The organism is Achromobacter sp. UMC46 (assembly GCF_014170335.1).
Lineage (GTDB): Bacteria > Pseudomonadota > Gammaproteobacteria > Burkholderiales > Burkholderiaceae_B > Achromobacter.
The window spans coordinates 108,677-120,873 of the sequence record NZ_LZZS01000030.1; the positions used below are offsets into that span (position 1 = coordinate 108,677).

15 protein-coding genes and 1 pseudogene are annotated in these 12,197 nt (G+C 66.7%); 10 read left to right on the top strand and 6 right to left on the bottom strand.

What is annotated here, in order from left to right:
• Positions 1–25: 25 nt before the first annotated feature.
• From A9973_RS20585 to A9973_RS20595, 3 genes are all read right to left on the bottom strand, one after another.
• On the bottom strand, positions 26–844 hold the full coding sequence (locus A9973_RS20585) for an SDR family NAD(P)-dependent oxidoreductase (protein ID WP_183015524.1): 819 nt from the start codon (positions 842–844) through the stop codon (positions 26–28).
• Positions 845–1,055: 211 nt separating this feature from the next.
• Positions 1,056–1,205: a hypothetical protein gene (locus A9973_RS20590; protein WP_183015525.1), complete on the bottom strand. Its 150-nt coding sequence runs from the start codon at positions 1,203–1,205 to the stop codon at positions 1,056–1,058.
• A 146-nt stretch (positions 1,206–1,351) separates the two neighbouring features.
• Positions 1,352–2,239: a LysR family transcriptional regulator gene (locus A9973_RS20595; RefSeq protein ID WP_183015526.1), complete on the bottom strand. Its 888-nt coding sequence runs from the start codon at positions 2,237–2,239 to the stop codon at positions 1,352–1,354.
• Between the two features lie 113 nt (positions 2,240–2,352).
• Here A9973_RS20595 and A9973_RS20600 point away from each other — a divergent pair, with 113 nt between their 5' ends.
• A complete protein-coding gene (locus A9973_RS20600) occupies positions 2,353–3,249 on the top strand; it encodes an alpha/beta fold hydrolase (protein WP_183015527.1) in 897 nt (298 codons plus the stop codon).
• Positions 3,250–3,406: 157 nt separating this feature from the next.
• Positions 3,407–3,739 carry a hypothetical protein gene (locus tag A9973_RS20605; protein WP_006222567.1) on the top strand — a complete coding sequence of 111 codons (333 nt, stop codon included), beginning with the start codon at positions 3,407–3,409 and terminating at the stop codon, positions 3,737–3,739.
• Between the two features lie 709 nt (positions 3,740–4,448).
• On the opposite strand, the gene A9973_RS20610 is transcribed toward A9973_RS20605, so the two are convergent.
• Both A9973_RS20610 and A9973_RS20615 read right to left on the bottom strand, forming a co-directional pair.
• Positions 4,449–4,991, bottom strand: coding sequence for a GNAT family N-acetyltransferase (locus A9973_RS20610; RefSeq protein ID WP_183015528.1), 543 nt, complete (start codon positions 4,989–4,991; stop codon positions 4,449–4,451).
• Positions 4,992–4,997: 6 nt separating this feature from the next.
• A complete protein-coding gene (locus tag A9973_RS20615; RefSeq protein ID WP_183015529.1) occupies positions 4,998–5,567 on the bottom strand; it encodes a helix-turn-helix domain-containing protein in 570 nt (189 codons plus the stop codon).
• 74 nt (positions 5,568–5,641) lie between these two features.
• On the opposite strand from A9973_RS20615, the gene A9973_RS20620 reads away from it, so the two are divergent.
• From A9973_RS20620 to A9973_RS20655, 8 genes and pseudogenes are all read left to right on the top strand, one after another.
• Positions 5,642–7,186 carry a phospholipase D family protein gene (locus A9973_RS20620; RefSeq protein ID WP_220805590.1) on the top strand — a complete coding sequence of 515 codons (1,545 nt, stop codon included), beginning with the start codon at positions 5,642–5,644 and terminating at the stop codon, positions 7,184–7,186.
• 90 nt (positions 7,187–7,276) lie between these two features.
• Positions 7,277–7,987 carry a 2OG-Fe(II) oxygenase gene (locus A9973_RS20625; protein ID WP_183015530.1) on the top strand — a complete coding sequence of 237 codons (711 nt, stop codon included), beginning with the start codon at positions 7,277–7,279 and terminating at the stop codon, positions 7,985–7,987.
• A gap of 2 nt (positions 7,988–7,989) precedes the next feature.
• On the top strand, positions 7,990–8,649 hold the full coding sequence (gene alkB, locus A9973_RS20630) for a DNA oxidative demethylase AlkB (protein ID WP_183015600.1): 660 nt from the start codon (positions 7,990–7,992) through the stop codon (positions 8,647–8,649).
• Between the two features lie 101 nt (positions 8,650–8,750).
• Complete coding sequence (locus A9973_RS20635; RefSeq protein ID WP_183015531.1) at positions 8,751–9,767, top strand: formylglycine-generating enzyme family protein; 1,017 nt, start codon at positions 8,751–8,753, stop codon at positions 9,765–9,767.
• A gap of 61 nt (positions 9,768–9,828) precedes the next feature.
• The gene (locus tag A9973_RS20640) at positions 9,829–10,215 is read left to right on the top strand and encodes a VOC family protein (protein WP_183015532.1); all 387 of its coding nucleotides are present in this window, start codon (positions 9,829–9,831) and stop codon (positions 10,213–10,215) included.
• A 57-nt stretch (positions 10,216–10,272) separates the two neighbouring features.
• Positions 10,273–10,377: pseudogene (locus A9973_RS31235) on the top strand (AraC family transcriptional regulator); the annotation flags it as partial.
• Between the two features lie 88 nt (positions 10,378–10,465).
• Entirely contained in the window at positions 10,466–10,834 is a 369-nt protein-coding gene (locus A9973_RS20650; RefSeq protein WP_183015533.1) for a cupin domain-containing protein, read from the top strand.
• 41 nt (positions 10,835–10,875) lie between these two features.
• Positions 10,876–11,622, top strand: a complete 747-nt coding sequence (locus tag A9973_RS20655; RefSeq protein ID WP_183015534.1) for an SDR family oxidoreductase — start codon at positions 10,876–10,878, stop codon at positions 11,620–11,622.
• 15 nt (positions 11,623–11,637) lie between these two features.
• Here A9973_RS20655 and A9973_RS20660 read toward each other — a convergent pair whose 3' ends face one another.
• Positions 11,638–12,171 carry an MgtC/SapB family protein gene (locus A9973_RS20660; protein WP_183015535.1) on the bottom strand — a complete coding sequence of 178 codons (534 nt, stop codon included), beginning with the start codon at positions 12,169–12,171 and terminating at the stop codon, positions 11,638–11,640.
• Positions 12,172–12,197: the final 26 nt, after the last annotated feature.

Below are 12,197 nucleotides of genomic sequence, written 5' to 3' on the forward strand. Positions count from 1 at the left end.
GCCCGCGCGCCCAAGCGCGGGCCGATCACGCCGCCAGGCGCCGCTCGTCGACAAAGCCGATCGATACTGACATCTCGCGCCAGCGCGCCAATTCCTGCTGCACCGACTGGATCTTGCCGCGTGCCTGGTCGAACGCGTCGCGGCCCAGGAACAGATGCAGCGGTGCGTACTGCGCCTGCGCGGCGCTGATCAACGCTTGCGCGGCCTTCACGGGATCCCCGCCCGACGCTTGCAGCAACGGGTCGCGCGCCGCCAATTCGGGCGCGTCGCCGCGATCCGGCACCGCGCGCATGGCGCCGGGGTACACCAGCGACACGCGCACGCCCCACGCCGATGCTTCGGCGGCCAACGCCTCGGTCAACCCGCTGACCGCGAACTTGGCCGCGCTGTACGCACCCCATTCCGCGTGGCCGCCGTCAAAGCCCAGGATCGACGAAATGTTGAACACGTGCCCGCTGCGCTGCGTGCGCATGCGCGGTAGCACGGCGCGGATGACATTCAACATGCCAAAGACATTGATGTCGAAGGTGCCGCGCAACGCGTCGTCGGACAGGCTGTCCAACGATCCCTGCAGGGCGTCGCCCGCGTGGTTCACCACGACGTCCACCCTGCCGAACGCGGCCATCGTGGCGTCCACCGCACGGCGCACGTTGCGCTCGTCCGCCAGGTCCACCGACAGGGGCAGGAACTGCCCTTCCAGCTTGGCCCCCACGGCCTCCAGCAATGCATCGCCGTCCCGAGCCGTCGCCGCCACCTTGTGTCCACGGTCCAGCAGCATCTTCACCAGCACCAGGCCCAAGCCCGTCGACGCGCCCGTCACCAACCAGATTTTTTCGGTATTCATGCGATTCCCATCCCTTGCTAGCCTGCATGCTTGCAGCCGCCGGCAAGATGCCGGGCGGCCAGGCCGGACGAAGCATTCATGTCTGACGCTTCGGCCCTGAGCCTGGTTAAGGATATTAAGAATCGTGCGGGCGGGCGTACAGGCTCGTTCTTGCGTGAAACCTGCCTATTTCTCCGCTGATGCTTTTTGCGCCGCAGCGCGGTGCGCGCGCTCAGCCCAGCGCGCTGCGGTAGTGCTCGCTATTGAAGGCGGGCGCGGTGTCCTGCACGACGGCGGCAGGCGCCGCCACCGGTTCGTCCGCCGTCTGCACGCCGAACAACGAGAGTTCCGCGTTGACCAATGCCAGTATGAAATTTGCCATGTTGATTCCTTGAGTGAAGCGTCCCGGCCGGCGGACTGCGCGCCGGCCTCGGTAAGGACATGAGCGTCATGGTGCGGGCCATGGCGCGCGGCGTCCATTTGCTTTACTCAATGGCGGCGATAAAGGGCGGCGATACCCGCAGGCGGTCAGCGCCCGAACCGCCGGCGCTGGCCGGTCTGCCTGACCGCGGCCACCAGCGCATGCACCGCAGGTTCGGCCGAACGCAGATAAGCGTAGAAGCGCGTCATCGGAAGGTCCGGCATGCCATCATGCTGCGACAGGGCGCGCAGGCCCTCGCGCAGCTGGCTGCGCGCCACCGGAGCCACGGCGAATCCCGCCAGCGCGGCAGACAGGCAACCCGCCATGCTGCCGCTTTCGAAAGCAGGCACCCATCCTTGGCCGGTCTGCCCCAGCGCCGCGATGGCCGCCTCGCGATACACGCACGGCTCGGGAAACACCGCCAATGGCACCTGCCGCCCCGGCTTCCATGGCTTGTCCTCGCCCCACGCCCACACCAGGTCTTCTTCCCACAAGAGTTCGCCCTCGTCCTGCACGCGCGAACATTGCTTGCCGAACACCACGTCGAGCTTGCCGCGCGCCTGCTGGCGCAGCAGGTCCGCGGTGACGCCCACCTTCAGCTCGATCGAGGCTTCCGGATGACCACGGTGGAACGCCTGAAGCACCTCGGCCAGCCACGCGCCCGCGAAATCCTCGGACGAGCCGATGCGCAAGCGCCCCTTCAGGCGCGTACCGCTCAAGCGGGCGCGCGCTTCGCGTTCCAGGTCGACGATGTTGCGCGCATAGGCATACAGCGTCTCGCCCGCCGGCGTCACTTCGAAGCTGCGCGTCGTGCGGTCCAGCAAGATGGCGCCCGCCAGTACCTCCAGGCGCTTGATGTGGCCGCTGACGGCGGACGGTGTCAAGGACAGCACATCGGCGGCCAACGCAAAGCCGCCGCTGTCCACCACCTCCAAAAACGTGCGCAGGAGCGTCAGGTCCAGCACCGCGCCGGCGGAGTCGTTCGGGCTATCCATGCCTGCCGTCCTTATATTCATGATTTATTGATAATAGACGCTTATTCATCAAGAATCATGACAAGCCGGGGCACTATCGTGACAGCACCGTCACCGCCACAAGGAACCGCATCATGTCCGCCTACGCCTGGATCCAGACCCCGCTGCTGGATATCGCCTATCTGGAATGGAATCCCTCCGGATCCCGCACCGCCGTGCTGATGCATGGCTGGCCCGACAGCCCCGAGAGCTGGAACACCGTGGCCGGGCGCTTGGCCGCGGACGGCTACCGCGTGCTGTGCCCCGCATTGCGCGGCTTCGGCCCCACGCGCTTCCGGGACGCCGCCACGCCGCGCAGCGGCGAGCTTGCGGCGCTGGGACGCGACCTGCTGGACTTCATCGACGCGCTTGGCTTGCGCCAGCCGCTGCTGGCGGGCCACGACTGGGGCGCGCGCGCCGCCGCCAACGCCTGCGGCCTGCGGCGCGGCGTGGCGGCGCAACTGGTGCTGTTGTCGGTCGGCTACGGCACCAACGACCCGAATCAGACGCTGTCGCTGGCCCAGGCCCGCAACTACTGGTATCACTGGTTCATGGCGACGCCGCGCGGCGCCAAAGCCGTGCGCGACAACCGCCGCGAATTCACCCGCATGATGTGGGACACGTGGTCGCCGGGCGCCTGGTACTCGCCGGAGGATTTCGACGAAGCCGTGCAGGCCTTCGACAACCCCGACTGGGCCGACGTGGTGCTGCATTCCTACCGCCACCGCTGGGGCTATGCGGAAGGCGACCCCACTTACCTGGCCGACACGGCATTGCTCACGCCGGCCCCGGAGCTGACCGTTCCCACGCTGGTGCTGCATGGCGGCGCCGACGCTTGCAATCAGCCCGCGTCCTCGGAGGGCAAGGAGGCGTTCTTCCAGGGCGGCTACGCGCGCCGCGTGCTGGACGGCGTGGGCCATTTCCCGCAGCGCGAAGCCCCGCAGGCCGTCGCCGACGCCATCCTGGCGTTCTGCGCCAAAACCGGCACCTGAGGCCCGCCGTCGCTCGCGGGAGGGCGCCCGCCGCGCCCCGCCCGAGACGGCGATTGGGCAGCCTGCCCCGGAATGTCGGATAATCCGTCTGTTTCCCGCCGCCGCACGCGGCGGATTTTCGTGGGCGCGCAGCGCCCGACAGCATTCGGAGTCAGCTATGTATCGCGGCATTCAGGCGATTGAACAATTCATGGAATCCATCGGCCTGACCTGGCGCCCCGGCTCGACCGAAAGCGCCGAACTGCGCGTCAGCTACCGCATCGGCAACACCCGGCCCCTGGGCATCGACCGCACGCTGGTGGAGTTCCACTGCGACGCCCGCCGCGCCAAGGTCTGGGTGCCCGAGTTTTCCCGCACCAGCTTCCACCAATGGTTCGAAGTGCCGCTGCAGGACTTCGAATTCACCCCCGGCGGCTCGATGCTGAAGATCAAGGCCGCCGCACGCGGCAACGCGCCTCCATACAGCGTGGGGATCAAGCCGCTGGCTTGATTATCGGCAATGCTGCCGGACACGACAGCCTTGCTTCGTAGATTCACGCAAACGAGAAAGCCACCCTTAAGGTGGCTTTCTTGTTGCTAGGCAGCAAGCCTGTGCTGAATTTTCTGCACAATGGCGGCCCTATCGGTAATTGAGGGGACGATGTCGTTCGCTGCTGTGATGAGCCGTTTGGAGTCCAATCTGGGAACATCATCCATGTCGGTGTGCACGATCATCGATTCAATACGCCAAAAACAAATAGCGGCCGTCTGCTCGTCTTTATGAAGTAATCGACCGGATCGTTCTCGGCATCCGGCACGCCGGGAACCACGTATCCCTCAATTCGGCACTCGGCGGACACAACCGACGAGTCACGATCTTCAAATAGCGAGGGTTGGTTTGGATTATGCAGAGCGCCCAGACCACCCACGTTGCAGTCTGATAGCAGTGCAAGCAGCGCGCCGTTCACATTTGTGTAGCGGGTCGTAGCCTCTGCATAGTGTTCGGCTTTTCGGCCAGCCTCCATGTAGCTGGGTGGCTCTGTGGATGTGGCAACAATGCGGAATTTTACGTACTTTGTCGAGTGGATTCCCATGTTCGTGATCGCTGCCGTTGTAGCGCACCAGCATTACTTTCTCCGACGACCATCTATCTGATGTGATTCTATAAGCAGTCACGCCCCGTTATTTTCTCCGAGGCTTTATCCAGGACTGAGTGACCGTCAAATCCGCTTGTACATGATGGTCGTCGCATCCAGCTTGCCCGCGTCATGCGGGTCGCGGCTGAAATCCGGGATCTGCCCGACCGTCACGTAGCCCAGCGACGCGTATAAGGGTTCGGCGCTGTCGCCGGTGCGCGTATCCAGCGTGATCAGGCTGCGGCCGATGCGCACCGCATGCGCTTCCGCTTCGCGCATCAAGCGCCGGGCGATGCCGCAGCGGCGGTAATCGGGGTGCACCAGCAGTTTGCGCACCTCGGCGCGATGCGGCTGGTTGGGCGGCGTGTCGCTGTCCAATTGCACCGATCCGGCGATACGGCCGTCCTGCCGCGCCACCCACAATGCGAGTTTTCCGCCGGCCACCGCCGGCAACACCTTGGCGCGCCAGAAGGCTTGCGCCTCGTCGGGCGAATACGGCAGGACGAAGCTGACGCTGGCGCCGCCTTGCACGCAAGCGTGCAGCAGTTCGCCCAGCGCGGGCAGATGGGCGGCGGCGTCATCCGCCGTCAGCAGGGTCAGTTCAAGGGATGCGTGGTCTTTGGACATGGCGGTTCAAACGATGAAGAGCAGGTAGCGGGCGCCGCAATGCGGCGGTGTGAGGAAAAGGCTGGCGCCGAACAGCTGGTAACGCAGGCAATCGCCCGGCGCCAGGGCATGGGTCTGGCCGTCGACGGTGATGTGCAGTTCGCCTTCCAGCATCAGCAGGTGATGCTCCAGGCCCGGCCGCGGCGACTGGTCGTAGGCGATGCGCGCCCCCGCCGCCAGTTCGCACGCCAGCACTTCGCCGGCCAGCTGCTGCGCGGGCGGCGACACCGAACGCCGCCGGAAACCCGCGCTGTCGTCGACCCACAAGGCCTGTTCGCGTTCGGGCACCAGCGGCACGAAATCGTCTTCCACCATCATCATCAGCCGCGACATGGTCAGGCCATGGGCCGCGCACAGCTTGCCCAGCACGCTGGCGGTGGGGCTGACGTCGGCGTTTTCCAGCCGCGACAGCGTGGCGCGGCTGACGCCGGCCAGGCCGGCCAGCTCGTCCAGAGACCAGCCGCGCTCTTGCCGCAGCGCCTTCAAGCGCTGGGCGATGCGCCGGTCCAGATCGCCATCAATCGTTGTTTTTTCCATTTCAGGGAATTTATTCCAAATATGGAAAATCATCAAGCCCGGGTGGGTTCCGCTTTTTTCGGCACAATACGGGCATGCTTTTGGCCAAACCCCTACTTATGACCGCCCTCTGCCTTTCGTTTTTAAGCGGATGCAGCTTGCCGCCGCTGGACAAGCGCAGCGAATCCCAGGCGCTGACGCCCGAGCAATCGGCCGCCACGCCCTTGGGCCGCGGCATCTCCCCGCTGGCGGCGGCCCACCCCGGCAAGTCGGGTATCCACCCGCTGCCCGATGCGTATGACGCCTTCGCCGCCCGCATGATGCTGGCGCGCGCGGCCGAGCGCAGCCTGGATGTGCAGTACTACATCTGGCACGACGACATGACGGGCACGATGCTGCTGGAAGCCCTGCACGCGGCGGCCGACCGCGGCGTGCGCGTGCGCCTGCTGCTGGACGACAATGGCACGTCGGGGCTGGACACGGTGCTGGCGGCGATGGACGAGCACCCCAATATCGAGGTCCGCCTGTACAACCCCTTTGTGCTGCGCTGGCCGAAGCCGCTGGGCTACCTCACGGACTTCAGCCGCCTGAACCGGCGGATGCACAACAAGTCCTTCACGGCGGACAACCAGGCCACCATCATCGGCGGGCGCAATATCGGCGACGAATACTTCGGGGCGGCCAACGGCGTGCTGTTCACGGACCTGGACGTGCTGGCGATCGGCGCGGCGGTCAACGACGTATCGATGGACTTCGACCGGTACTGGGCCAGCGAGTCCGCCTACCCCGTGGACCGGCTGCTGAAAAAGGCCGAAGCCGGCGCGCTGCAAGCGCTGGAGGAACGGGCCGGCAAGGTGGAAGGGTCGCCCGAGGCCGCCGCCTATGCCGACGCCATGCGGCAGCTGCCCTTCATCCGGCAGTTGCTGCAAGGCGAGCTCAGCCTGGAATGGGCCGACACGCGGATGGTCAGCGACGACCCGCGCAAGACGCTGGGCACCGCGCCGCCCGAAGCGATGCTGCCGCACCAGTTACATGAAATCATCGGCGCCCCGAGGACCGACCTGGAACTGGTGTCGCCATATTTCGTGCCCACGGCCGCCGGCACGGAAGCCTTCGCGAAGTTGGCCAAAAGCGGCGTCAAGGTGCAGGTGCTGACCAATGCCCTGGAAGCGACCGACGTCGCCGTAGTGCATTCCGGCTATGCCAAGCGCCGCAAGGACCTGCTGGCCAGCGGCGTGGCGTTGTTCGAGATGAAACGCATGGCGGGCGAGGTCGAGCGCAACAAGAGCATGGGGCCCTTCGGCAGCTCGGGGTCCAGCCTGCACGCCAAGACCTTCGCGGTGGACGGCGAGCGCATCTTCGTCGGGTCGTTCAACTTCGACCCCCGCTCCGCCACCTTGAATACGGAACTGGGCTTTGTGATCGACAGCCCGACGCTGGCGGGACGCATCGCCGACGCTTTCAAGAACGAGCTTCCCAAGGTGGCCTACCGCGTCTGCCTGGACGACAAGGGCGACTTGTACTGGCTGGAACAGCGCAACGGGGAAACCATCCGCCACGACACCGAACCCGGTACCACGGCGTGGAAGCGGTTTTCCGTCTGGTTCGTCTCGCTGCTGCCGCTGGAGCCGCTGCTTTAAGCCCCGCGCAACAAGCGGAGTTCGCGTAACCGCGGGCAGGCGTAGACTGGTTTTTCCCCTGTCCTTTCGCCTGCCCGGCTGCCTGCCTCCATGGAATCCCTGCCCGCCGCCCCCTTGCCCGACCTGGATTGGGCCCGGATCACCGAATCGCTGGATGCGCACGGCAACGCCATCGCGCCAGGCCTGCTGACGCCCGCGCAGTGCGCGTCGCTGGCCGCCGGCTATTCGGCGGCGGACGGCTACCGCAGCCGTATCGTGATGGCGCGGCATGGCTTCGGCCGAGGCGAGTACAAGTACTTTTCCTATCCCCTGCCGCCGCTGCTGCAGCACCTGCGCTCCGCCCTGTATCCGCGGCTGGCGCCGATCGCGAACCGTTGGAACCGGCAACTGGGCATCGCCGTGCAGTACCCCCCCGACCATGCCGCCTTCCTGCGGCGTTGCCACGACGCCGGCCAATGCCGCCCCACGCCGCTGATCCTGGAATACGGCCCGGGCGACTACAACTGCCTGCATCAAGACCTGTACGGCGAGCACGTGTTTCCCCTGCAGGTGGCGGTGCTGCTGTCGCAGCCGGGCATAGACTTCACGGGCGGTGAATTCGTGATGACGGAAACCGGCAGCCGCGAGCAGCGGGCCGAAGTGCTGCCGCTGCAACAGGGCGACGCGCTGGTCTTCACCGTGAACCACCGGCCGGTGCCCGGCGCGCGCGGTTGGCGCAAGACCGCCATGCGGCACGGCGTCAGCGCCCTGCGCAGCGGCCGGCGCCACACGCTGGGCCTGATTTTCCACGACGCCCAATGACCATGACGACGACGCTGGACCTGTTTGGCGACGACGACACCGCGCAAAGCGGACGCGAGGCGATCGGCCCGCAGTCCTTCGTGCTGCGAGGTTTCGCCCTGCCGTTCGCCGAGGCGCTGCTGCACGGCGTGGACACCGTCGCCGCGCAATCGCCCTTCCGGAATATGCAGACGCCCGGTGGCTACACCATGTCGGTGGCGCTGACCAATTGCGGGCAATGGGGCTGGACGACGGACGCGCACGGCTACCGCTATGCGCGCATCGACCCGCTAAATGGCCAGCCCTGGCCGGACATGCCGCCGGCCTTCCTTCAACTGGCGCAAGCCGCGGCGGCCGATGCGGGCTTCCCCGGCTTTGCGCCGGACGCCTGCCTGGTCAACCGGTACGAGCCCGGGTCGCGGCTGTCGCTGCACCAGGACAGGAATGAACGCGATTACGACGCGCCCATCGTCTCCGTGTCGCTGGGCATGCCCGCCCTGTTCCTCTTCGGCGGCAATGCGCGTTCGGACAAGACTCTGCGCGTCCCCTTGCTGCACGGCGACGTGGTCGTCTGGGGCGGCGTGGACCGGCTGCGCTATCACGGCGTGATGCCGATGAAGGATCTACCGCACCCCAAGCTGGGCAGCCGCCGCATCAACTTCACCTTGCGCAAGGCGGGCTAAGCCCCTCTGCGCATGAGGGTTCCCCGCGTCTGGCCGGCGGGACGCGGCGGCCCTACTATGTCGCACCCCTGGCCCTGCGCCCCCCGCGCCCGCGACTTCCCATGCATATCCGTCCCTGCCTGTTGCTCGCCAATTTCCTGTTTTCAGCCTCGCTGCTATCGGCCCCGCTGCGGGCCGCACCCGCCATTGATCCGCCTGCGGTGATCGAGAATTCGCTGGGCATGACGTTCGTCGCCATCCCCGCCGGCACGTTCCAGATGGGCAGCGACGAAGCCGCCGACACCCTGGCTCGCGACTACCCGCAATATCCCAAGGACCGATTCGCCCAGCTGTTCGACGAGGCGCCCGTGCACACCGTGCGCATCACCCGCCCGTTCTACCTGGAACGCACGGAAGTCACGGTGGGCCAATTCCGGCGATTCATCGAGGCTTCCGGCTATATGCCCGAGTCCGAGGCCGACGGCACCGGCGGCTATGGCTACAACGCCGCCTACGACCCCGCCCGGTCCGAAAGCGGCGATGCCTTCGAAGGCCGCGACCGCCGCTATTCGTGGCGCAACCCCGGCTTTGCCCAATCCGACGACCACCCCGTCGTCAACATCAGCTGGAACGACGCCGAGGCCCTGGCCCGCTGGCTGACCCAGAAGGAGGGCCGCGTCTACCGGCTGCCCACCGAAGCCGAATGGGAATACGCCTGCCGCGCCGGCACCCGCACCCGTTACCAGAACGGCGACGACCCGGCCGGCATGCCCGACGCCGGCAACGGCTTTGACGCCGACGCCGAACCGCTCTGGCCGAAATGGCAGGCGTTCGCGTCGGCGCGCCACGACGGCCACGCCTTCACCGCGCCGGTGGCCAGCTACGCGCCCAACGCCTTCGGCCTGTACGACATGCACGGCAACGCCTGGGAATGGGTGGCCGACTGGTATGGCGAGGACTACTACGCGCACTCGCCCACGGACGACCCGAAAGGCCCCGACAGCGGCAATGTGCGGGTCCGCCGCGGCGGCTCCTGGCACACCTGGGCGCTGTACACCCGGTCGTCCTACCGCAACTGGAATACCCAGGAAACCCGCTACCCCCTGGTGGGCTTGCGGCTGCTGCGCGAGGCCGACTGACGGAAAAGGGCCGCCGGCGGGTTAGCATAGCCGCACGCTTAACCTCAAAGAGAGTCCTGACATGCATTCGCTGGGCCGTCTCGTCCTTCTCGTGAACGACTACGACACCGCCATTTCCTTCTACCAAGACAAGCTCGGCATGGAGGTGTTCGCTGATATGCCCGTGGGCCAGCAACGGTACGTGCACCTGCGCCTGCCGGCACAGCCCGCGGTGGGCGTCTGGCTGCTGCAAGCCCTGACCCAGGCGCAGCGCGACCGCGTCGGCGACCAGACCGGCGGCCAGCCGGTGGGCGTGTTCTACACCGACGACGTGGTGCGCGACCACAGCCAGTTCGCCGCGCGGGGCGTGCGCTTCACCAAAGAACCCGTCCACGACGACACCACCGTCTACGCCCACTTCATCGACCTGTACGGCAACGAGTTCGTACTGGTGCAGGTGAAGAAGTAACCCCTGCCCCGCGTCCGCCAGACGTCGGCCAAACCGAAGCAGGACTGGATCCCCACCCGCATGATCTATGTCGAACCCGCGCTGATCCAGCAGATCCTGGGCGGGCGGCCGCTGCCGTTCGTCCCCGGCGGCGTGTCGGCGGACCCGCGGCAGCATGCCGCCAGCGCCCGGAAACCTGCAAGAACGTACAAGACGGCGCGCGGCCGGGCGCCCTATGCTGCAGGCGTCCCCCCCTTTCCGAGTCCACGCCATGTCCCCCATTCCCGCCATCAATATCGCCGGCAAGCTGTCGCTGTTCTCAGAGCATTGGCAGCCCAAGGTCATCGCCCAGATGAACGACTACCAGTTCAAGGTGGTCAAGGTGCAAGGAGACTTCGTCTGGCACAGCCATGCGGATACCGACGAGACCTTCATCGTCGTCAGCGGCCGGTTGCGGATCGAATTGCGCGACGGCCACATTGACCTGGGCCCCGGCGACATGACCGTCATTCCCAAAGGCGTGGAGCACAAGCCCTGCGCGCGGCAAGAGACCCACCTGATGCTGATCGAACCCTGTGGCGTCGTGAACACCGGCGACCAGGGCGGCGCGCGCAGCGCCCCGAACGACGTCTGGATCTGAACCGCCGTTCTGCTAACGTGGCAGTCATGCAGGAGAACACCATGTCCAAAGTCATGCTCGTCACCGGCGGCAGCCGAGGCATCGGCGCCGCCGTCGCCAAACTGGCCGCCCGCCGTGGCTACGCCGTCGGCGTCAACTACCGCACCCATTCTGACGCCGCCGACGCGGTCGTGGCCGACATCCGGCGCCACGGCGGCCAGGCCGAGGCCATCCAGGCCGACGTCTCGCAGGAAGACCAGGTGCTGCAGATGTTCCGCACGCTGGACGAGCGCCTGGGCCGCCTGGATGCGCTGGTGAACAACGCCGGCATCCTGGAAAAGCAGATGCGCGTGGACGACATGGACGCCGACCGCCTGCTGCGCGTGCTGTCGACCAATGTCATCGGCGCCTTCCTGTGCGCCCGCGAGGCCGTGCGGCGGATGTCGCCGCGCCACGGCGGCCAGGGCGGCGCCATCGTCAACGTGTCGTCCGCCGCCGCGCGCCTGGGCTCGCCCAATGAGTACGTGGACTATGCGGCGTCCAAGGGCGCGCTGGATACGCTGACCATCGGCCTGTCCAAGGAAGTGGCGCCTGAGGGCATCCGCGTGAACGGCGTGCGCCCGGGCACCATCTACACCGACATGCACGCAAGCGGCGGCGAACCCGGCCGCGTGGACCGGTTGAAAAACGTGATTCCGCTGCGCCGCGGCGGCTCGGTCGAGGAAGTGGCGGGCGCCGTGCTGTGGCTGTTCTCGGACGAAGCCGGCTACACCAGCGGCTCGTTCATCGACGTGTCCGGCGGCAGCTGACCTGCGCGGCTCCCTTCAGGTATTGCCCCCCGGTTTGCCGTCCGGGGTGATCAGGGATTTTTCCTGCCGCGAGGAAATGCGCGCTTCCACGCGCCGCAGCACCGCCAGCACGAACAAGGCCATCAGGGTACTGACCAGCGCCGTGGCTTCGCGGCCCATGCCTGCGGCCACGCCGATCGCGGCGGTCATCCAGATGCTGGCCGACGTGGTCAGCCCGCGGATTTCGCGCTCGTTGCTCAGTTTGATGATCGCGCCCGCGCCCAGGAAGCCGATGCCGGCGATCACGCCTTGCAGCACGCGGCTGATGTCGCCTACCTGCATGCCGCCCTGCAAGGGCACCAGCACGAAAATCGCCGCGCCCAGCGCCACCAGCATGTGGGTGCGCAGGCCCGCGGCCTTGCCGCTGCGTTCGCGCTCGTAGCCCAGCAGGCCGCCCAGTATCACGGCCATGCCCAGCCGCAGCACGATGCGCGTGGCTTCGCCGACATCAGGGATGTCCGCGAATTCGCTACGCACGGTGGTCCAGATCTCAAGCCAGATTTCCGACATCGCCGCATCCTTGTGGAACAGGTGGA